Annotated in this window: 17 protein-coding genes; 10 read left to right on the forward strand and 7 right to left on the reverse strand. The window is 67.7% G+C overall.

Features of this window, described 5'->3' with window-relative positions; genetic code table 11:
- Nucleotides 1-463 precede the first annotated feature (463 nt).
- The 5 genes from ACH4EW_RS03125 (at nt 464) to ACH4EW_RS03145 (ending at nt 9,402) form a co-directional block, all read left to right on the forward strand.
- Complete coding sequence (locus ACH4EW_RS03125) at nt 464-4,054, forward strand: DEAD/DEAH box helicase family protein (RefSeq protein ID WP_398250502.1); 3,591 nt, start codon at nt 464-466, stop codon at nt 4,052-4,054.
- Nucleotides 4,051-5,610 (forward strand): restriction endonuclease subunit S, encoded by a 1,560-nt coding sequence (locus ACH4EW_RS03130; RefSeq protein ID WP_398250505.1) that lies wholly within the window; start codon nt 4,051-4,053, stop codon nt 5,608-5,610. The genes ACH4EW_RS03125 and ACH4EW_RS03130 overlap by 4 nt, the downstream gene beginning before the upstream one ends.
- Before the next feature lie 62 nt (nt 5,611-5,672).
- On the forward strand, nt 5,673-7,220 hold the full coding sequence (locus tag ACH4EW_RS03135) for an N-6 DNA methylase (RefSeq protein ID WP_398251257.1): 1,548 nt from the start codon (nt 5,673-5,675) through the stop codon (nt 7,218-7,220).
- Nucleotides 7,221-7,270: 50 nt separating this feature from the next.
- A complete protein-coding gene (locus ACH4EW_RS03140; RefSeq protein WP_398250508.1) occupies nt 7,271-8,659 on the forward strand; it encodes an AAA family ATPase in 1,389 nt (462 codons plus the stop codon).
- A gap of 44 nt (nt 8,660-8,703) precedes the next feature.
- The gene (locus ACH4EW_RS03145) at nt 8,704-9,402 is read left to right on the forward strand and encodes an HNH endonuclease (protein WP_398250510.1); all 699 of its coding nucleotides are present in this window, start codon (nt 8,704-8,706) and stop codon (nt 9,400-9,402) included.
- 53 nt (nt 9,403-9,455) lie between these two features.
- On the opposite strand, the gene ACH4EW_RS03150 is transcribed toward ACH4EW_RS03145, so the two are convergent.
- Both ACH4EW_RS03150 and ACH4EW_RS03155 read right to left on the reverse strand, forming a co-directional pair.
- Nucleotides 9,456-9,680, reverse strand: coding sequence for a DUF397 domain-containing protein (locus tag ACH4EW_RS03150; RefSeq protein ID WP_398250513.1), 225 nt, complete (start codon nt 9,678-9,680; stop codon nt 9,456-9,458).
- Nucleotides 9,652-10,491, reverse strand: coding sequence for a helix-turn-helix domain-containing protein (locus ACH4EW_RS03155; protein WP_398250516.1), 840 nt, complete (start codon nt 10,489-10,491; stop codon nt 9,652-9,654). The genes ACH4EW_RS03150 and ACH4EW_RS03155 overlap by 29 nt, the downstream gene beginning before the upstream one ends.
- Nucleotides 10,492-10,630: 139 nt before the next feature.
- Here ACH4EW_RS03155 and ACH4EW_RS03160 point away from each other — a divergent pair, with 139 nt between their 5' ends.
- From ACH4EW_RS03160 to ACH4EW_RS03170, 3 genes are all read left to right on the forward strand, one after another.
- Entirely contained in the window at nt 10,631-10,927 is a 297-nt protein-coding gene (locus tag ACH4EW_RS03160) for a hypothetical protein (protein ID WP_398250519.1), read from the forward strand.
- Nucleotides 10,924-11,277, forward strand: a complete 354-nt coding sequence (locus ACH4EW_RS03165) for a hypothetical protein (protein WP_398250522.1) — start codon at nt 10,924-10,926, stop codon at nt 11,275-11,277. The genes ACH4EW_RS03160 and ACH4EW_RS03165 overlap by 4 nt, the downstream gene beginning before the upstream one ends.
- A gap of 87 nt (nt 11,278-11,364) precedes the next feature.
- On the forward strand, nt 11,365-12,018 hold the full coding sequence (locus ACH4EW_RS03170) for a hypothetical protein (protein ID WP_398250525.1): 654 nt from the start codon (nt 11,365-11,367) through the stop codon (nt 12,016-12,018).
- Between the two features lie 158 nt (nt 12,019-12,176).
- Here the strand turns inward: ACH4EW_RS03170 and ACH4EW_RS03175 are convergent, their stop codons facing one another.
- The 3 genes from ACH4EW_RS03175 to ACH4EW_RS03185 form a co-directional block, all read right to left on the reverse strand.
- Nucleotides 12,177-12,683, reverse strand: a complete 507-nt coding sequence (locus ACH4EW_RS03175; protein ID WP_398250528.1) for a DUF6584 family protein — start codon at nt 12,681-12,683, stop codon at nt 12,177-12,179.
- A 224-nt stretch (nt 12,684-12,907) separates the two neighbouring features.
- Nucleotides 12,908-13,135 (reverse strand): hypothetical protein, encoded by a 228-nt coding sequence (locus tag ACH4EW_RS03180; protein WP_398250531.1) that lies wholly within the window; start codon nt 13,133-13,135, stop codon nt 12,908-12,910.
- Between the two features lie 277 nt (nt 13,136-13,412).
- On the reverse strand, nt 13,413-14,336 hold the full coding sequence (locus ACH4EW_RS03185) for a hypothetical protein (RefSeq protein WP_398250534.1): 924 nt from the start codon (nt 14,334-14,336) through the stop codon (nt 13,413-13,415).
- 183 nt (nt 14,337-14,519) lie between these two features.
- On the opposite strand from ACH4EW_RS03185, the gene ACH4EW_RS03190 reads away from it, so the two are divergent.
- Nucleotides 14,520-18,260 carry a S8 family serine peptidase gene (locus ACH4EW_RS03190; RefSeq protein ID WP_398250537.1) on the forward strand — a complete coding sequence of 1,247 codons (3,741 nt, stop codon included), beginning with the start codon at nt 14,520-14,522 and terminating at the stop codon, nt 18,258-18,260.
- 246 nt (nt 18,261-18,506) lie between these two features.
- On the opposite strand, the gene ACH4EW_RS03195 is transcribed toward ACH4EW_RS03190, so the two are convergent.
- Nucleotides 18,507-18,764 carry a Txe/YoeB family addiction module toxin gene (locus ACH4EW_RS03195; protein ID WP_398250540.1) on the reverse strand — a complete coding sequence of 86 codons (258 nt, stop codon included), beginning with the start codon at nt 18,762-18,764 and terminating at the stop codon, nt 18,507-18,509.
- On the reverse strand, nt 18,761-19,030 hold the full coding sequence (locus ACH4EW_RS03200) for a type II toxin-antitoxin system Phd/YefM family antitoxin (RefSeq protein WP_398250543.1): 270 nt from the start codon (nt 19,028-19,030) through the stop codon (nt 18,761-18,763). The genes ACH4EW_RS03195 and ACH4EW_RS03200 overlap by 4 nt, the downstream gene beginning before the upstream one ends.
- Nucleotides 19,031-19,135: 105 nt before the next feature.
- On the opposite strand from ACH4EW_RS03200, the gene ACH4EW_RS03205 reads away from it, so the two are divergent.
- The gene (locus tag ACH4EW_RS03205) at nt 19,136-21,436 is read left to right on the forward strand and encodes an ATP-dependent RecD-like DNA helicase (RefSeq protein ID WP_398250546.1); all 2,301 of its coding nucleotides are present in this window, start codon (nt 19,136-19,138) and stop codon (nt 21,434-21,436) included.
- The last annotated feature ends 41 nt before the right edge of the window (nt 21,437-21,477 follow it).

Consider the following 21,477-nt stretch of genomic DNA (forward strand, 5'->3'; position numbering starts at 1 on the left):
CGTGGCCCGAACGGGAACCGGAACGGGGTGCGGCGAGGGCGCCGCGATGTGCCATCGGGGTAAAGAGATCGTCAAGGTGTGCAACCGTTCGGCACCCTGCCGGGTCGTATCTGGCGTCGGGCGCTTCCGGGGAGGGATCCGGGGGGATCGGGAAGCCCTGACGGAGGGGGACAGCGAGGGGGGTCCGGTCTTCTGACCGGGCCCCGTTTCGTGCTGCCGGAACCATCTCGCGCCCGAAGGAAGAGTGCTGAGTGGCAGGCAGTCGGAACACCCGGCTGCGGGAAGCTGTTCGCCGTCCGGTCCATCGTGGAGCTGATCGAGCCAAGAAGGCCGAGGTGATTCCGGCCGCGCCGACCGGCTCTTGCCACCAATATGAAGAACCTGGCAGAACCCAAGGTCCGACCAATCCACGCCTCGTAAACTCGATCATCTTGACGATCTGTACCAGCGGGGTGGGAACAGCGTGGACGACCGGCTTCGAGACCTGGCCAAGGCATCACCGAACTTCGGGGTGCTCCATCAGCATCAGCCACTTCTCGCCCTGTACGGAGCCCAGGCCGAGCTCAACGTCTTCAGCAATCCGAACGCCGCCCAGGTCCAGGCCGGCCAGTTCGGCGAAGTCCTGGCCGAGGACCTGGTCACCCGCACCGGCATCCGCGTCACGGGCAGCCGCCAGATCGACCGGCTGCGGGCCCTCACGGACATCGGCGCGCTCACCCCGGCTGTGCACGACGCGTTCGACCGGCTCCGCCGCGACCGCAACGAGGCCGCCCACGCCCACCTCTTCGACACCACCCGCGCCCTTGAGGCCGTACGGCTCTGCTACGAGCTCGGGGTCTTCTACCACCGCGCCCTGACCGGCAAGCGCACGGTCACCGCCTTCGTGCCGCCCGCCATGCCCGTACTCACGGACCCGGCCGAGGTCGCCGAACTGCACCGGGCACTCGACGGGCAGCGCGACGCACTGGCGCAGTCCCGGGTCAAGCTGAGCGAGTCCACCGACCGCCTCGAAGCCGAGCGCCGGGCCCGCGCCGAGGCCGAAGCCCTGATGGTCAGTGCCCAGCAGGCCAAGGCGGCGCTGGCCGCCCGGCTCGTGGACATGGAAGCCGAGATCGTCAGCCTGCGGTCCGCGCAGCAGGCCCAGTACGAGACCGACCGCAAGCAGCCCCGCCGGGTGAACGCCGCCGCCCGCGACGCCATCGTGCACCGTGCCCAGCGCCCGGCCCCGCTCAACGAGGTCCAGGCCCGGCAGAAGATCGACGTCATGCTCGCCGAGGCCGGCTGGCTCGTCCAGGACCGCGCCGACCTGAACCCGATCGCCGGACAGGGCGTCGCGGTAAGGGAGTTCACCCTTGCGACCGGGCGCGCGGACTATGTCCTGTACGTCGACGGAAAGATCGTCGGTGTCATCGAGGCCAAGCGCGAGGGCGACCACCTCTCCGGCGCCCTCGCCCAGAACGAACGCTATGCCAAGGGTGTGCTGAAGGAGCACAGTCTCGCCGTCTGGCGGGAGTCCGAGCCCTTCGCCTTCCGTTACGCCACCACCGGAACCGAGACCTACTTCGTCAACCGCCTGGACCCCGAGCCCCGGTCCCGCGAGGTGTTCTCCTTCCACCGCCCCGAGACCGTTGCCGCTTGGATGGAGCGCGCGGAGGACCGCCGGGCTCCCACCTTCCGGGCCGGTCTGCGGCGCATGCCGAAGCTGGAGCCGTACGGTCTGCGCCTCGCGCAGATCGATGCGATCAGCGGCCTGGAGCAGTCCCTCGCCCAGGACAAGCCCCGCGCTCTGATCCACATGGCGACCGGCGCGGGCAAGACCTTCACGGCCGTCACCGAGACCTACCGACTACTGCGCCACACGGGCGCCCGCCGTGTCCTCTTCCTGGTCGACCGCAACAACCTCGGCCGCCAGGCGCTCTCGGAGTTCCGCAACTACACCACCCCCGACGACGGCAGGAAGTTCGCCGACCTCTACAACGTCGACCGTCTGGGCGCGGCCGGACTCCAGGACACCTCGTCCGTCGTCATCTGCACGATCCAGAAGATGTACGCCCTGCTCAAGGGCGAGCAGCTGACGGACGACGACGCCCGCGACGACGCGACGGACGCGGGGCAGCAGCCCGCGGGCGCGGTGTCCGCCGACAGCCCGGCGGACGACCCCGGGATGAACTACGCCACCGACCGCCCCATCGAGGTCGAATACCAGCCGGACGTGCCGCCGGAGTCCTTCGACCTGATCGTCGTGGACGAGTGCCACCGCTCGATCTACGGACTGTGGCGCGGCGTCCTGGAGTACTTCGACGCCCACCTCGTCGGCCTCACTGCGACCCCTACCGCGCAGACCCGGGGCTTCTTCGACCAGAACACGGTCTCCGAGTACACCTACGAGCAGGCTGTCGCTGACGGCGTCAACGTCGACTTCGACATCGTCCGCGTCAACACCGACCTGCGCGAACAGGGCGGCGCGACGATCGAGGCCGGCACGACGGTCCGGATCAAGGACCGCAAGACCAGGGCCCAGCGGTACGAGGAACTCGACGACGACCTCACGTACACCACCAGCCAGATCGGCCGCTCGGTGATTGCCGTCGACGAGATCCGCGCCGTGCTCACGACCTACAAGAACAACTGGCAGCGCTGGTTCCCGGGCCGCAAGGACCTCCCCAAGACCCTCGTCTTCGCGGTCGGCGAAGACCACGCCGAGGACGTGCTCAAGCAGGTCAAGGAGGTCTTCGGACGCGGCGACGACTTCGCAAAGAAGATCACGTACAAGAGCCGTCAGAACGGCGACAACCCCGACGACCTGATCAACGATCTCCGTAACTCGCCCCGGATGAGGGTGGCCGTCACGGTCGACATGATCGCCACAGGTACGGACGTACGGGCCCTGGAGTGCGTGATCTTCCTGCGGTCGGTACGCAGCGCGGTCCTCTTCGAGCAGATGAAGGGACGCGGCGCACGCACCATCGATGCCACCGAACTGCGCGAGGTCACCCCGGACGCCGACGACGACGTGACGAAGGACCGCTTCGTCCTGATCGACGCGGCGGGAGTCACCACCTCCCCGCTCGTGGACGCCCGGCCCATGATCCCGGCGACGGGCAAGCAGGTCTCCCTCGCCAAGCTGCTCGACAAGACGGGAACGAGGGCGATCAGCGCGGAGGAGGCAGAAATCCTTCAGCGGCGCCTGTCGCGGCTGAACCAGCAGCTCAAGCCCGAGGAGCGGGACCTCCTGGCCAACACGGCGGGCGGCACCACACTCTCCGAGATCGCCCGCGGGATCGTCGACGCGGTGGACGTCGACGCGCAGGATGCGGCGAGGCGGAAGGGCGGCCCGGGGGCGGCCCGCAAGCTGGTGGAGGACGCCGTATCCGTCCTCACCGGCAACCCGGAGCTGCGCCGCCAGATCCTGGAAATCCGCCGCGACAAGGACCTGACGTACGACGAGACGACTGCCGTCAAAGTGACGGAGGTCGAAGAGGTCCCACGCGAGAAACGTGCCCGCGAGAACCTGGACGAGTGGGGCGACCTGCTGAAGAAGCAGCGCGACCGCAACGCGGCGATCCAGATCGCCTTGGGGAGCGGAAACCCGGTCTCCCCGGCCGAGGCCCGGGCCGCGCTCAAGGAACTCGCCGCCACGATTCAGGCCTCCAGGCGAGCCTGGACGCCCCGCGTCCTGTGGGGTTTCTACGAGGACCTGGAGCAGGCGGTGGCTCGTCCGGGCCGTGAGGCGGGCACCCCGGATCTGATCAGCCTGATCCGCTACGAGCTGGGCGCGGACAGTGAGCTCCGTCCGTACCGTACGGTGGTCGAGGAGCGCTTCGAGGGCTGGCTGCTGCGGCAGCGACAGGCGGGCGTCGAATTCACGGACGAGCAGCTGTGGTGGCTGGAGAAGATCCGGGACGTCGTCGCCAGCGATGTGGGCATAGAGCCGGCGGAGCTTGCCCACGAGCCGTTCACGGAGCGCGGCAAGGGGCGCGGCTTCATGATGGCGTTCGGCGGGAAAGAGCCGGCGCTGGATCTGTTGACTGAGCTGAATCGGGAACTGGCTTGAGCGAGAAGGAACTTCCGGCGGGGTGGGTGCCTGCCCAGCTCGGGGATGTCTTGCTGACCATTGAGGCTGGAAAGTCTTTTGCGTGCGAACCTCGTCAGGCCGACGTGGATGAGTGGGGGATCATCAAGGTAAGTGCCATGACCTGGGGCCTGTTCGACGAGCGTGAGAACAAGGCTGTGCCAGACGGTCGCCCGATTAACCCTGCCTACGAAATTCGCCCTGGCGACATTCTCGTGAGCCGGGCTAACACCAGGGCATATGTTGGTGCTCCGGTGCTGGTTGGTCAGTGCCGGTCGAAGCTGCTTCTCTCGGATAAGAGCCTGCGTCTCGTGCCCAGTGACCTGTTGAGCAAGAAGTGGCTTGTCCATCTTTTGGGGTCCCCGGAAATGCGTCAGTGGATCTCGGACAAGGCGACTGGCACCAAGGATTCCATGCGTAATATCTCGCAACAGGTTCTCCTTGATGCCCCCTTCCTTCTGCCGCCTCGCGAAGAGCAGGACCGCGTCGTCGAGGCCCTCGAAGACCACCTCTCCCGCCTGGATGCTGCAGGGGCGGATCTGGAACTGGCAGGAGTGAAGGTAGATCGCTTGATTTCTGCCGTGCAGGCACGTGCCGTGACTGGCGGCTTCAGCCGAAGGGTTGAAGCTGACGAAGCGATGCAGCCTTCGGAAGTCCATGAAGAGAGTAGGAAGCGCGCTCGTCGGCGTTGGACTGCTACAACCCCCACCGCAGTTCCCGGCTTCTTCCCGCCTGAAAATTGGACTGTCGTTTCTCTCGGATCGCTATGCTATGAATCGGGGTACGGTACGTCGACTAAATGTGCACAGGATGCTGCAGGAAGCCCTGTGCTGCGTATCCCTAATGTTCAGGGTGGATCAATCGATCTGTCAGATGTGAAGAATGCGGTGGATGATTCGATTGACCTGAGTAAGTATTTTCTCTCGGCAGGTGACCTGCTATTTGTGCGTACCAATGGTAGTCCTGGCCTCATTGGGAGGGTGGGAGTTGTAAGGGAAGCCCTTGATGCGGCCTTCGCGTCGTATTTGATCAGGTTTCGCCTAGTGCCTGGACTGGTGGAGCCCCGGTGGATTCACCTTGTGACACAAAGTCCACTTTGGCGGCGAGAGATTGAGCGACGGGCCGCGTCGTCGGCGGGCCAGTACAACCTCAACATTGAGTCGCTGTCCAGCCTTCCCGTTCCGTTGCCACCAGTTGAAGTGCAGCGCGAAACTCTCAGGGCTGTCGACGCGAAGGTTGATGCGGCGAGACGGCTGTCCGGCTCGGCTGAGTTGGCCAAGGCACGGGCAGAGCACTTGCGTAACTCTCTCTTGCGGCAGGCGTTCTATGGGCAGCTGACCCTCCAGGACCCCGCCGACGAGCCCGCCACCGCTCTCCTCGCCCGCATCCAGGCCGAGCGTGCCGCTCAGCCCAGGGCTAAGCGGGCTCGTCGCGCCCCCGCCGCGTCCCCGAAGGCGAAGGCCCCCGCGATCTCAGCGCCCGTGCCGAGCCCCACCCCCGCCCCCACCCACGCCGTACAGCAGGAGTTCGCCCTGTGACCGCGACCACGACCGCCACCACCCCCGAACAGGGCCCCGGCCCCGCCCCCGTCGAAGACAACATCGTGCTCGCCCCACAGGCCGCAGCCCAGACCAACACCCTGGTCGCCAAGCTGTGGAACTACTGCAATGTCCTCCGTGACAACGGCCTCTCCACCATCGAGTACGTCGAGCAGCTCTCGTACCTTCTCTTCCTCAAGATGGTCGACGAGATCGCCGAGGATCCCTTCTCGGACGAGGACGCCGCCGAGATCGTGCCGAAGGCGTACGACTGGAAGTCCCTTGCCAACAAGAAGGGCAAGGCACTCGAACTCCACTACCGCAACGTGCTCGACGCCCTCGGTACCCGCCCCGGCACCACGCTCGGCACGATCTTCACCAAGGCCCAGAACCGGATCACCGAGCCCGCCCTCCTCGAAAAGCTCGTTGTCGACCTCATCGGCAAGCAGGACTGGACCGTCGGAGACGCGGACCTCAAGGGCGACGCCTACGAGGGCCTGCTCGCCAAGGGTGCCGAGGACACCAAGACCGGCGCCGGTCAGTACTTCACGCCCCGCCCGCTCATCGACGCGATCGTCGAGGTGATGCGTCCGCGCCCCGAGGACACCATCACCGATCCCGCCTGCGGAACCGGCGGCTTCCTCATCGCCGCGCATTCCTACATCCGCAAGCACCACATGAAGGACCTCACCCGCGAGGAGCGCCTCGCGCTCGGCGCGGGCAAGATCTGGGGCAACGAGCTCGTCCCCGGCACCGCCCGCCTTGCCGCGATGAACCTCCTGCTCCACGGTATCGGCAGAAGCGAAGGCGAGAGCCTGATCGATATCGGCGACGCGCTCGCCACGAAGCCGAGCGGCAAGCACGCGTCGCTCGTCCTCGCGAACCCGCCCTTCGGCAAGAAGTCCGCGATCACGGTGATCGGCACGGACGGCAAGGCGGAGAAGGAAGACATCAGTTACGACCGTGACGACTTCCGCGCCTCCACCACCAACAAGCAGCTCAACTTCCTCCAGCACATCATGTCGCTGACGGCCATCGACGGCCGGGCGGCCGTCGTCCTCCCCGACAACGTCCTCTTCGAGGGCGGCGCGGGCGAGAAGATCCGGCGGCGCCTGCTCGACGAGTTCGACCTGCACACGATCCTCCGCCTGCCCACCGGCATCTTCTACGCGGGCGGCGTGAAGGCCAACGTCCTCTTCTTCGACAAGAAGACCCCTCGCTCGGACGGCAAGCCGCACACCACCAAGGTCTGGGTCTACGACCTCCGCACCGCCAAGCACTTCACCCTCAAGCAGCGCCCGCTGACCCGCGCCGACCTGGAGGAGTTCGTCCAGGCGTACGGCGAGAAGCCTGCGGACCGCGTCGATACGTCCGGCGAGGACGGCGGCCGCTTCAAGGCGTACACGTACGACGAGCTGGTCAAGCGCGACAAGGTCAACCTCGACCTCACATGGATGAAGGACCCGGCCCTTGAGGACGCCGACAGCCTCCTGCCGCCCGAGGTGATCGCCGCCGAGATCGTCCAGGACCTCCAGGCCGCGCTCAGCGAGTTCGCGGCGATCGCCGAGGCGCTCGGCGGCGAGGTCCCTGCCGACGCTGAGCCGGAGTAGCCACTTCCCCTCTCCTTCCCACAGCACCGACCGAACGGACACCTTTACCCATGTACGTCAGCCGGGTCTCCGTACAGGACATCAAATCGTTCCACGGCCCCCGTCAGGTCGACCTGACCTTGACCCGCCCCGACGGTACGCACGCCGGGTGGACGGTCCTGGCCGGCCGCAACGGTTCTGGTAAGACAACACTGCTTCAAGCGATTGCGCTTGCACTCAGTGGTTCCACAGCGGCCCGAAGCTTGATGCCAAGCTTCGCGAACTGGGTGACTCAAGGGGCGGCAGAGGGCAATGTCGAGGTTCTGATCACGTTCGAGGAACTCTACGACAGGTTCACGGACGGTAGTTCGCAGGACCCCCCTCTGACCGCTGGCCTCAAGTGGATCGTCCCTCGTGAACATGCCTCGGACAGGGGCGTCAGGTTTACCCGAGGCGTCCAGCCTTCGATAGAGGAGACCGGGGATCAAGGAAAGCTGAACTACGAGGCCCGACGCGGGCCCTGGGAAGACAACCCCATGGGCTGGTTCTGCGCGTCGTACGGGCCGTTTCGGCAACTTGCAGGCTCAGCCGAGGTGGAACTCCTTTCTCATGCGCCTGGCCCCGTAGCTCGGCATGTGCACTTGTTTCATGAGAATGCGGCATTGGCAGACGGTCTCTCGTGGCTGGTTGGCGTTCACCTGAGGGCACTTGAGGGGCGGCCGGGAGCCGAAGAGCTCAAAGAGGCAGCACTCGCCATCCTCCGGGACGGACTGCTCCCGGATGGCTACCGGATCGAAGGCGTCGACTCCGAGGGCCTCTGGGTCGAACGCGAAGGGAAGCGCTTCCCTCTCCGGGAAATGAGCGACGGCTTTCGTGCAGTCGCCGCCCTGGTCATGGACATCCTTAAACGGATCCACCGGGCGTACGGGTATCTGCGCAGGCGCTCGCCGGAGCAAGATCCTCTGCTCAGCCACGCCCCCGGCGTGGTTCTCATTGACGAGATTGACGCTCACCTCCACGTCTCCTGGCAACGCCGCATCGGTCCTTGGATGACCTCCCACTTCCCCAACATTCAGTTCATCGTCACCACTCACAGCCCCTATATTTGTCAATCTGCTGACCCCGGCGGTCTGGTCCTGCTGCCAGGAGCCAACGAGAACGCGACGCCCAGAGTCGTCTCCACGGAGCAATTCGAGCGGGTGGTCTATGGCAGCGGCGACGACGCGGTGCTCTCAGACCTCTTCGGGCTGGACACCCCGTATTCGGAGCAGGCTGAACAGATCCGAGCCGAACTGGTCGCCTTGGAATGGGACATCCTGCACGGGCGGGCAAATGCGGAGGCGATTAACCGGCACCGGGAAATCAAACGCTTGCTCACCAGCTCTCCAACAGCTCGTCTGGACGAGATGTCCGCCCGCCTCAAGGACCTCGCCGACGACGAGGGCGAGAGGCAGGGATGATCCGTCTCCAGCGTCTTGTCCTGCCGCCGGACACGATCGTTCGCATGGAGACGCACACCGACGACATTCGGAAGGCTGAGAAGCCAGCCGACAAGGCCCGCTACTTGTGGAATAACACCACCGTGCGCCGACACGTCCACCCGGCCCTCATATCCGTACTGGAGCAGATGGCGCCCGGACACGAGCGCTGCATGTACTGCGGCGACAACCAGGGCACGGACGTCGACCACTTCGAGCCGCTCACCCTGGCGCCGTTACGAACGTTTGCGTGGCCGAACCACTTGCTGGCCTGCTCTCTGTGCAACAGCCACTACAAGCGGCACACCTTCCCACGCGATGAGGACGGGCGCCCGTTGCTCCTGGATCCGACGATCCAGGATCCGCTGGAGCACATTCACTTGATCCTTGGCGTGGGCCGGTACGAGGCGCTGAGTCCTCAAGGAACTGCCAGTATCGACGTGTTCGGGCTCAACCGCGGTTCGTTACTCAAAGGGCGTCTTGACGCGTACCGGACTGCGGGCCTCTTTCTTACCGAGTGGCGGAACGCCACGCACAAGGGGCAACACACCAAGGCGCGGGACGTGGTCCGCATCGCCTGGGACCGCCCGCTGGCGGATGTACTGGCCGCGATGTTTCACCAGTCCGCCCTCCCGGTCGCCGAGAATCTTTTCGACGGCGAGGACGACGTGCTGGGGCTGCTATGCGATCCGGCCGTGCGTGAAGGTTTTCTCGGGGGTGCGTGACAGTGCCTCGCAGCCGTTCGCCCAGGTCGATCGGTTGCGAGGCATGGAACGCGTCAGACCGCCATGCGGTCGCCCTTGACCGCCGTGACGAATGACGACCAACCGTCGGCGGAGAAGACGAGCGCCGGTCCGCCCGGGGTCTTGCTGTCGCGGACAGGGATGTCGGGGTACCCGTCGGCGACCTCAAGGCACTCGCCGTTGGCGCCTCCGCTGTAGCTGGACTTGCGCCACCCGGTCAGTGTGCTTGCGTCAGCGATGGTGTGTTCGAAGCTGTGCATGTTCGTGCTCCTCCGCGATGGCTCTGACGAGGGCAACTGACTCCTGATGTGGGGCCGCGTCGCCCAGGGCGAGAGTGTAGGACGTGCGACAGGCCTCCACTAGCGCCGGATCATCCATCAGATGTCCGGTGTGGAGACCCTCGACGTACGAGATCGGTGAGGCATCCGCAAAGTTCAGCAGGTAGACCATGCTCTCCAAGAGTGCGTGCGCTCCTGATGCGAAAGTCAGCACGTGTAGGCGCAGCCGACCGGACTCGGCCATATCTGCCACCTTGTTCAGCTGCTCCGCCATGACGTGTGGCCCGCCGATGCGGCGTCTGAGCGCACCCTCGTCGAGCAGGGTCCAGGCAACCGGAGTCGCTGACTTGCTGAGCAGTCGGCCGCGCTCCATGCGGCTGACAACGAACTCGTCAAGTTCCTCTGCACGGTAGTTGGGGCGATATGCCTGGAACACGGCACGGGCGTATGCGTCCGTCTGGAGCAGGCCAGGGATGAGAGACGCGGCATACTGGCGGATCTCCGTAGCCTCACGCTCCAACTCGGCGACTGCCGCGAAGTACTGGGCGAACTTCGAGTCCAAGTCATCCAGCCAGCGGACGAAGAAGCCATCCGTCCGCAATGCGACATCGAGGCGGTGCGCGTCATCCGGCTTCGGCAGCCGCCGCCCCGCCTCGTAATGGCTGATCAGCGTTGGCGAGCAGACCACCTGATCACCCAGTGCCTCCTGAGTCAGCCCCGCCGCCGTCCGTCGCAGCCTCAGCTCCTCCCCGTACTTCTCCCTCGGCGTACGCGGCTTCCGGTTCATCGCCATGCAGCCCCAACTCCCTTGTCTGACCGGCGGGCTGTCAAGCCCGAACCTCTGGAGCGTAGCCACGCCCGACCCCACTCTGTGATGAGTTCGCGACAGAACGCATCCGTTCGTGGGCAAGTCAGAGGGAGAGCACGCCGACATGAAGAATCTCGTCCGTCGGGTCACCGAGTCGCTGATGCGGCTGGTGCGCCAGGTCCCGTTCGCCGCCCCCGCCGCCGTTCATCCGTACTCCTGCGTATACGTGGCCGGACCCACCGTCCGCCGTACCGGTGAGCGTCCGCCGCGCGGGGAGGACAGCCCGCTGGTCCGTCCGTATCTCGAAGCGCACGAGAGGCGGATGGCCGAGGCGCGGCGTCGGCGGCGCACATTGTGGATCGCCGTGCACGGTGTGGACATCGGGCCCCGGCCTCTTCGTCGAGCCGAGGCCACCGCATGAACGGGGAGCGGTGCGAACACCTGACGTTCAGGCTGCTGCCCTGGACGGGGGAGGAGGGCAAGCCGTGTTACGTCCTGCGGGACGGCACCGGCTATGTGTCACGGATGGCCGACGGCATCGAGAGTGTCCAACTCGGCATGGCGGGCGATCTGCTCGACCACGCCGCCGACCTGCTGGCGGACCAGAAAGTCACGGGGGCGGAGATCCACTTCCTCGCAAGTCGGCTGAGTGAGTCGCTGCGGGACGTCAAGCGGGTCGCGGAGAGCCGAGGATTGCGGCTGCACGCGAGAGGGTTCGTTCCGGACAGCGACCGGACAGCGCATCGAGAACCGGACATCGACGACACGTGAGTCGGTAAGCCGCTTGACGAGCTCCCGGACCGTCACCAAACCTGTTTACGCAGCTCGGAGGACATGTGACAGTACGGGGGCTCATCGATGGCCATTCCCAGGCCGCAGACCAGTCAGTTCGAGGCATTCACCACGAACATCGCCTATGCCCGCAAGATGGTCGATGCCGGGCGGTATCTGGCCCCTTTCCAGCCGGCGACGGTCGACGTCGACGACTTCTACCGGGCCGCCTGGGTGCAGGCCGTGGCCGCCATCGACCACTGGTTCCACGAGGAGCTCTTCCGTCGCGTCGCCGAACTGGCCGCCAAGGACAGCCCCGACATGCCGCTGCAACTCCGCAACTACGAGATTCCTCTGCACCGGGTCGAGGCCGTGCAGCGTGGTGACGTCACGTTGGCCGAGGTGGTCGTCGAGCACGTCAAGGACAGGTGGGGCAGTGCCTCGCTGCAGAATCCACGCGCCATCTCGGATGTCCTGAAACTGGTGACTGACAAGAACATCTGGCAGGGCGCCGCCGCGCAGATCAACATCTGGCAGGGAGGCCGCACCGCGTACACCGACAAGACGCTGAAGGCTCAGTACGTCAGCATCACCACCCGTCGCAACAAGATCGCGCACGACGCGGACCTCGTGGACGGAGACCTCAAGCAGCGACGGCCCATCACCGAGCCCGACGCCACGGACGCGATCAACTGGATCGACCGCATCGCCCTGGCTGTTGCGCACGTGCTCGACGCGTAGGCCCGAGTGGGGTCGGGCCATGATGCGGTTGCCCTCGACCGCAGCGACGAACGACGAGCAGCCGTCGGCGGAGAAGGCGAGTGCCGGGCCGTGGGGGCGTCTCGCTGTCGCGGACAGGGGCGGTGGCGTAGCCACGGGCGACTTCGAGGCATTCGCTGTCAGTGGAAGAGGTCGAGGAGCCCGTTCACCCAGATCGCGACGAACACGATTGCCAAGAGCGCGCAGCCCACGGCCATCAGGGACTGGCGGAACGACCCCGCCTCCGGCGCGTCACCCCGCACCTTGGCGAGGGTGTCCCAGGTGACCGGGCGGCCGAGGGCCTTGGATGCGGCGGTCCGCACGGTTGCCAACTGCTCTGCGGTGAAGGGGGAGTCGGCCGCCGATTCCGCGCCTTGCCAGGCCAGGGCGCGCATCCGGCGCACCGGGTCGCTGTACCTCTTCTTGAAGGCAGCGACCTCGTCCGGGAGCCTGTCCTCTTCGAGGTACGTCCAACGGCCGGCCTCGGCCGGGTCGCCGTACATCCGGTAGATGTCGGCCAGGCGTCGGCGCAGAGCTGGGCAGTGCGGGTAGGACGAGACCAGTCCGCGCAGTCGTTGGCGGGCCATGGGCACACGTCCCGCGGCAAGGTCCGCGTCCACGCGCTCCAGTGTCTCCTTCAGTGCCATGCATACATCATCATGTGTGCCCGTGGACGTGTGTAAGTGAATTGTTTCAAGGTGCCCTGGAGACTGGCCGGTTGTAGCTTCTGTGTGCGGTCGGAAGTGCGCTCGATGCGGCAGAGGGCGGTCCGACGACGTGGGCGCACATGCCGCCAGACGAGGGGCGTAGGAACAACGCCGAAGCGGGCCGTAACCGCACACGGTGATCACGGCCCTCCTGCTCTCCCTGTTCAGCTCCGCTTCTCGAATCCCGCCAGCAGCCCGCGCGGGTCGAAGGTCACCCGGATCCGGGCGATCTTCCCGTCCTCCACGTGCATCCAGTTCGCCGTCGGCGCCTCCTCCGCGCAGGGCGCCGACCTGCGGGCCGTCCCGCTCGCCGACGCCGCCACGCACGCCCGGCTCGGCCTCATCGCCCGCCGCGACCAGCACTCCCCGGCCGCACGGCTCCTGCGAGCCAAGCTCCTTGCCGCGCTGCAAGCCGCCTATAGCGGCACTGCCTGATTCTCACCCTTGGCCCGCTGGTCCCGACGCGCCAGCGAACCGAGCATCTCCGCCGCGAACGCCTCCAGACGCGGGCGGACCATCTCCATCTCCTCAGGTGTCACACCTGACAGAAGATCACAACCTAACTGGCGGTGATCAATCGCGGCACCTGACAAAGCCCTGCTAGAAGTCCGGCTGGAGTACCAGAGGCGATCTGCTTCGCCTGGGGCGGCGAGCCCGCGGGCCGCCGTGTTACGCCCACCCGTGGTGCCGTGCGTGCCACCCCAGCTGGATCCGTGTGGCGACCCCGGCGCGTTCCATGAGGGCGCGGACGCGGCGCTGGACGCTGCGGGTGGACAGCTGCAACTGATGGGCGACGGCCTCGTCGGTCAGGCCCGCCAGCATCAGGTGGAGCAGCCGGGTGTCCAACGGGTCCACCTCCTGGCCACGTTGGTGGTACGGACGGGCCCGCTGCCAGACCGTCTCGAAGAGGGCCAGGGCCAGCGCGACCAGGGGCCCGCGCAGCAGAAGCGTGGCGTGGTCGCCCGCGTCGACCGGGACCATCGCGATGTCCCGGTCGGTGACGAGCAGCTTCATGGGGACCTGGTCGACGACGCGTATCTCGGCACCGCCCGCGAGGGAGTGCTCGACCGCTTCCGCTCCGCCGGGCCGGCGCAGGAAGTGCCCGTCGACGACCAGCCGGATCCGCACCCCGCGGTCCAGCGCCACCGGCTCGCTGCGGTTTTCGTCGTGGGGGACGACCCGGTTCCCGGCAGTGATGAGGGAGTCGATGCAGTGGCGGGCGCCCAGCTGGAGCTGGGCGAAGCGGCCGGCGATCTCCTGCGGTCCCTCGACAAGCTCCACCAGCCCCTGGGCCGCCCGGCCCCGGGTGGCGGCCTGGTACTGGGCCGCCAGTTCGGCGATGGCGAGCTCGGTGGAGCGCAGCCGGTCGCGGCGGGCCAGGAGTTCAGCCATCAGGGCGAGTCCCGGGTCGACGGCACGGTACCGGTCGCCGGACGGGGAGCGGGCAGCCAGCCCGCGGGCAACGAGGCCGTCGAGCAGGGCGGTCGTCTCGTCGGCAGGCAGTCCGAGGGCGTCCGCGGTGGCGTCGGGCTGTGCGACCAGCGCGCGGTACGTCTGCTCCTCCTCGGCGGTGAGCCCGATTTCGTCCAGCATGTGGTCCTCCGGTGTCGTCTTTCCGTCATGGCGTGATTCCGACGCCCGGTGACTCATCGGTACGGCCGGATTCTGCCTGATTATTCGTCACTGGCATGACATCCACAGGTAAAGGATCGTTCGTTGAGACAGCACCCTCCCCGCACGCGACCTGCGGCGTTGGTAGCCGTAGGCGCCCTGGTCATGGGCCTTGCACCCGCTGCGTCAGCCTTCGGGGCGCCGACTGACGCCCGGTCGGCTGATGTCCGGTCGGCTTCCGGCGTCAGCAGCGCCACTGTCACCCTCGTCACCGGCGACCGCGCACTGATACGCACCGGCCCCGACGGCCGGCGGTCGGTCGCGCTGGAGCAGGCGGACGGCCGCCGCGGCATCGCCACCGTCCAGGAGGACGGGGACGCCCTGTACGTGATCCCCGAGGACGCGGTCCCCCTGGTCTCCGACGGCACCGTCGACCGGAGGCTGTTCGACGTCGACCTGCTCATACGCAGCGGGTACGACGACAAATCGACGGACACCCTGCCGGTCATCGCGTCCTACGGGTCCGGGCCCTTCGCCCGTACGGCCGCGCCCCACGGCACCCGGCAGCGCCTCGCCCTGCCCGCCATCGGCGGCGCCGCCCTGGAGGTGCGCAAGGCGGATGCCGCCACCGCCTGGAAGGCGCTCACCAAGGCGTCGGGCGCCCGGTCCACCGGTGCGCGGCCCACGCGGCTGTGGCTGGACGCCCGGGTGAAGGTCACCGAGGACGCGGCGGACGCGGCGGGCGCCGCGAAGGCCGCGGGCGCCTCGGCGACGCTTCCCTCCCCCACCGTCCCGCTCACCGGCGCCCCCACCGCCTGGAAGAAGGGGTTCGACGGCAAGGGCGTGAAGCTCGCCGTACTGGATACCGGCTATGACTCCGGCCACCCCGACCTCGCCGACCGGGTCGTCGCCGCCAAGAACTTCACCACCAGCAAGGACACCGAGGACCGCCAGGGCCACGGCACCCACACCGCCGCCACCGCGGCCGGCTCGGGCGCGGCCGGCGGCGGCACGTACGCGGGCGAGGCGCCCGGCGCCGACCTGATGATCGGCAAGGTGCTGGGAGACGACGGCTACGGCCAGAATTCGTGGATCATCGCCGGCATGCAGTGGGCGGTCGACCAGGGCGCCGACGTCGTGTCGATGTCGCTCGGCGACGACAGCGCCACCTCCTGCGACGGCCCGACCGTCGACGCCGTCAAAGCGCTGTCCGACCAGGCCGTGTTCGTGATCGCGGCCGGCAACAGGGGCAGCCGCAACACCGTGTCCGCACCCGGCTGTGTCCCCGAGGCATTGACGGTCGCCGCCGCCGACCGCGACGGTGCGACCGCGTCCTTCTCCAGCCGCGGGCCGGCCGTCGGCGAACACTATGCGAAGCCGGACCTCTCCGCCCCGGGCGTCGATGTGGTCGCGGCCCGGGCCGGCGGGCGCGGCGACCGCGCGTACACCACCATGTCCGGCACCTCGATGGCCACCCCGCACGTCGCAGGGGCCGCGGCGATCCTCCTCCAGGCCGAGCCCGACCTGACACCACGCCGGCTCAAGGACACCCTGATGTCCGCAGCCGACAAGACGCGTGTCCCGGTCACCGAGCAGGGCGCCGGCCCGCTCGACGTCGCGCGGGCCCTCGATCAGGAGGTCACCGCCCCCGGCATCACGGACCTGGGCGCGTACGACTGGCCGCACACCGGGCAGCTCCCGAAGACCACCGCGGTCACTCTCACCAACTCCGGCGACCGCGCGCGCACCTACCGGCTGAGCCTGGACCTGCGGGGCGACGACGGCAGCCGGGCCCCGAAGGGCATCGTGGAACTGGGCGTGCGGAAGGTGACCGTTGCGGCCCACTCCAGCGTCGACATCCCCGTGACCGCCGACCCCGACCCGCGCAAGACGCCCTCGAACGCCGCATACGGCTTGTTCACCGGCCGGATCACCGCGACGGTGGCCAACGGGAAGCAGGAGCGGATCACCGCTCCCGTCTCGCTGTGGCTGGAGCCGAAGACCGTCACCCTGACCCTGCGGGCGCTGGACCGCTTCGGCACCGCCGCCGCCTCCCCTTCACGGGTCGACATCGTCTCGCTGGACCGCGACACCGTGCAGTCGTACGCCTTCGGCAGCTCCGACATCAGCATCCGCGTGCCCGCCGGGACGTACTCGCTCGGCTCGTTCGTCATCACCCGTGACACGGCCGACGGGAACGGCCTGGCCTCCTCGGTCTCCTTCCACGCCCGCCCCGAGGTGGACCTCGATCAGGACACCACGGTCACTTTCGACGCCCGCCTGGCGAAGAAGGTCGCGGTGCAGACCGACAAGCCGTCCGAGATCCGCGGCTACACCACCGGTTACAGCCGCCACTGGGGCCAGGACGACTACCTCGGCAAAAGCACCTACATGAACGTCCCGGACTTCGTCCACGACCTGTACGTGGAGGACTCCCCGGCTGCCAAGCAGGGCAGCTTCAGCCACACCACCCAGGTCCGCGCCTATGCGCCGCGCGCCGAACTGACCGTCGCGGGCAAGAAGGTCGCCTACGAGCCGGCCACCACGCGCGCCGAGTTCGACGGCACCGGCTCGGCGGAGCTGGTCGACGTCGGCGACTTTTCCGCCCTGGCGACCGCGGACGTCAAGGGCAAGGTCGCCCTCGTCACCAGCCGCCCGTCGTACCCGAACGACCTCATCGTGCGGGACGCGATCAAGGCCGGCGCAGTCGGTGTCATCCTCGGCTACCCGAACTACCCCGACCGCTGGGACTACCCCTCGACCGCCCTGGGCATGCCGATCGTCCAGCTGGAGACCAGCGACTTCAACGCCTTGAAGGCCCGTCTGGCGGCCGGCGCCCCGGCCACCGTCTCCTGGCGCGGTACGGCGCTCGGCACCAGCCCGTACGTCTACAACCTCTCGCAGACCGACGCCGACCGGGTCCGCGGCCGCGACATCACCGCTCACGACCAAGGCCTCGCCTCGGTCCGGTCCGACTGGTACGGCATCAGCGGCGGGCTGCGCGCCGACGCGGTCTTCGCACAGATCGCGGACCAGCGCACGTCCCGCCAGACCGGCGTCGACGAGCACTCGATCTCGGCCCCGGTCACCCGGACCGAATATTTCACGGCCGACGACTCCGTGAAGTGGACGCAGCGCGCTTCCAACGGCACCGTCAACTCCGAGTACCTGTTCGAGGGACCGCTCAGCTACAAGCCGGGCTCGTCCGCCGACACCACCTGGTACAAGGGCATCATGCGCCCGGTCGCCCCCAAGAGCGGCACCGGCCTGGGCAACGCCGCGGTCCGCGACGAGGACACCCTGATCTTCGGCATCCCCAGCTGGGGCGACGCGGCCGGCCACGACGGCATCTCGGGACGGCGCGACGTGAAGTACGCGACCCTGAGCGTGGACGGGCAGACAGTGCTCCCGACGGGCGGCGGGAAGTACCCCGTCCCCGCGGCCCCCGCCACGGCCGTGTACACCCAGAACGTCGCGCGCGACATGCAGTTCAATTCGGGCTGGACGGGCAGTACGGGGAGCCGCACGGTGTGGACCTTCCGTACCTCGGCCGAGCAGCAGGGCCGCCTGCCCGTGCTGTTCCCCGCGTACGACGCGGACCTGGACCGCTCCAACACCGCACCCGCCACCGCCGACTTCGCCATGAAGGTCTCCGCGGACGAGCAGGGCGGCGCGAAGGCCGAGCTCACGGACGTCAAGGTGGAGTACGCCGTCGGCCGACAGCAGTCGGTCTCCGAGCTCACCTCCTGGAAGACCGCCCCCGTGACGGGCGGGGACACCTCGTGGACGGCGACGCTCGACCAGAGCGCGGCCTCCGGCCAGTACGTCTCCTTGCGGATCACGGCAACAGCCGCCGACGGCTCGACGGTGCAGCAGACCGTGGTCCGCGCCTACTCCGTACGCTGACCGGGCGCCGGCCCGGTGTGCCCACCCCGGCGCACCGGGCCGCGCAGCCTTCTTGGGCATCCGCCCCACAGCATGGCGGATGACATCTGGGCCGGTGGGGGTCTGGAGGCCAACGAAGGCCCCCGAACCCCCGCTCCGGCCGTCGCTCTCCTTGCCGCGCGGGTCCTCACCGGCCGCGGTGACCGCGGCTGAACGAGAGCGGGACCGCTTGACGAGCCCCGCAGCGCTCGACGCCAGGCCCCTCTGTCAGTTGTAGTGGTACCGGGCCTGCACGATGACGAGCTCGGATTCAGTGGCCTTGTACACCAGGCGATGCTCGTCATCGATGCGCCGAGACCAGTAGCCGCTGAGGTCGCCACGCAACGGTTCGGGTTTGCCGATGCCGGCGTAGGGGTCCCGCAGGGTGTCGGTGATCAGTTTGTTGATGCGTCGCGTCATGCGCCGGTCGCTCTCCGACCAGAAGGTGTAGTCGTCCCAGCCGCGCGAGGTGAACGCGAGTTTCACCCGGCCTCCTCGGTACCGGGCAGGTCGGCCAGCTCGCGGTACTCGGTTTTACCCGCCTCGGCCTCGGCGATGGAATCGAGGAGGCGGCGTGCATTGGCGGGGGAGCGCAGCAGGTAGATCGTCTCCTCCCAGGAAGCGAAGTCCTCCTCGGACATGAGGACCGCATTTCCCTTGCGGGAGGTGATGTGTACGGGGGCGTGGTCCTCGTTGACCTTCTCGATCAGCGGGAAGAGGTTCTTCCGGGCTTCACTGGCCGTTATCGACATGACGGGCCTCCCTGCCATCTCTCGCTTGCGCTGGTACCGGTTGTCGTACCAGTCTAAGAGCAGGGCTGAGCTTCTGCTGTCAGTCCCGCCCGATACGGTCGAAGCATGTCCAACATGGCCGTCCTCGAAGGTGTGCTCGAGCGCATCACGTACGCCAACGAGGAGAACGGGTACACGGTCGCCCGCGTCGACACCGGGCGGGGCGCGGGTGATCTGCTGACCGTCGTCGGTTCGCTGCTCGGCGCGCAGGTCGGCGAGTCGCTGCGGATGGAGGGCCGCTGGAGTTCGCACTCCCAGTACGGCAAGCAGTTCACGGTGGAGAACTACACCACCGTGCTGCCCGCCACCATCCAGGGCATCCGCCGCTACCTCGGCTCCGGCCTGATCAAGGGCATCGGCCCGGTCATGGCGGACCGGATCACCACCCACTTCGGCGTCGACACCCTCGATGTCATCGAGCAGGAGCCGAAGCGGCTGATCGAGGTGCCCGGCCTCGGGCCGAAGCGTACGAAGATGATCGCCGCCGCCTGGGAGGAGCAGAAGGCGATCAAGGAGGTGATGGTCTTCCTCCAGGGGGTCGGCGTCTCCACCTCCATCGCCGTCCGCATCTACAAGAAGTACGAGGACGCGTCGATCTCCGTCGTGAAGAACCAGCCCTACCGGCTGGCCGCCGACGTCTGGGGCATCGGGTTCCTCACCGCCGACAAGATCGCCCAGGCCGTCGGCATACCGCACGACAGCCCGGAGCGGGTGAAGGCCGGACTGCAGTACGCGCTGTCGCAATCCACCGACCAGGGCCACTGCTTCCTCCCGGAGGAGCGGCTGATCGCCGACGGGGTGAAGCTGCTCCAGGTCGATACGGGTCTGGTCATCGAGTGCCTCGCCGAACTGGCCGAGGACCCGGAGGGCGTCGTACGGGAGAAGGTGCCGTCGCCCGAGGGCGGCGAGCCGGTCACGGCCGTCTATCTCGTGCCGTTCCACCGTGCCGAGGTCGCCCTCGCCGCTCAGGTGCAGCGGCTGCTGCGGACGCCCGAGGAGCGGATGCCGGCCTTCGCGGACGTGGACTGGGACAAGGCGTTGAAGTGGCTCGCGGGCCGGACGGGGGCGAAGCTGGCCCCCGAGCAGGAGGCGGCGGTACGGCTCGCGCTCAGCCGTAAGGTCGCCGTCCTGACCGGTGGGCCCGGCTGCGGGAAGTCGTTCACCGTCCGGTCCATCGTGGAGCTGGCCCGCGCCAAGAAGGCCAAGGTGGTGCTGGCCGCGCCCACCGGACGCGCGGCCAAGCGGCTGTCCGAACTGACCGGGGCCGAGGCGTCCACCGTGCACCGGCTGCTGGAGCTCAAGCCGGGCGGCGACGCGGCGTACGACCGGGACCGTCCGCTGGACGCCGATCTCGTCGTCGTCGACGAGGCGTCGATGCTGGATCTGCTGCTCGCCAACAAACTGCTGAAGGCGGTGGCACCCGGTGCCCACCTCCTGCTCGTCGGAGACGTCGACCAGCTGCCGTCGGTCGGCGCGGGGGAGGTGCTGCGCGATCTGCTCGCCGACGGCGGTCCCGTCCCGGCGGTCCGTCTGACCACGATCTTCCGCCAGGCCCAGCAGTCCGGAGTCGTCACCAACGCCCACCGGATCAACTCCGGGGTACCGCCTCTCACCCAGGGCCTCAACGACTTCTTCCTCTTCGTGGAGGACGAGACGGAGGAGGCGGGCGTGCTCGCGGTGGACGTCGCCGCCCGCCGCATCCCGGCGAAGTTCGGCCTGGACCCCAGGCGTGATGTCCAGGTCCTCGCCCCGATGCACCGCGGCCCGGCCGGCGCGGGCACGCTCAACGGACTCCTCCAGCAGGCCATCACCCCGGGCCGTCCGGACCTGCCCGAGAAGCGGTTCGGCGGCCGGGTCTTCCGGGTCGGCGACAAGGTCACCCAGATCCGCAACAACTACGACAAGGGGGAGAACGGCGTCTTCAACGGCACGGTCGGCGTCGTCACGGCCCTTGACCTGGACGAACAGAGGCTGACGGTCCTCACGGACGAGGACGAGGAGATCGGTTACGACTTCGACGAGCTGGACGAGCTGGCCCACGCGTACGCCATGACGATCCACCGTTCCCAGGGCAGCGAATACCCGGCCGTCGTCATCCCCGTCACCAAGAGCGCCTGGATGATGCTCCAGCGGAACCTGCTGTACACCGCCGTGACCAGGGCCAAGAAGCTCGTCGTGCTGGTCGGCTCACGGCAGGCGATCGGCCAGGCGGTCCGCACGGTTTCCGCAGGAAGACGCTGTACGGCGCTGGATTACCGGCTGTCAGGAGGCTCGGGCGGAGGATCCACAGAAAAAATGATCGATCAAATCGGTGGGATACATCACGGAGGCCTTCCGGAACCGGGGTCAAGGGGGCAGGATGAGTAGGCTCGCGGCACTCAGTGCCGCGAGTAGGTCCAATGGACGAC

Origin of the sequence: Streptomyces sp. NPDC018000 (assembly GCF_044328025.1) — a bacterium.
GTDB lineage: Bacteria > Actinomycetota > Actinomycetes > Streptomycetales > Streptomycetaceae > Streptomyces.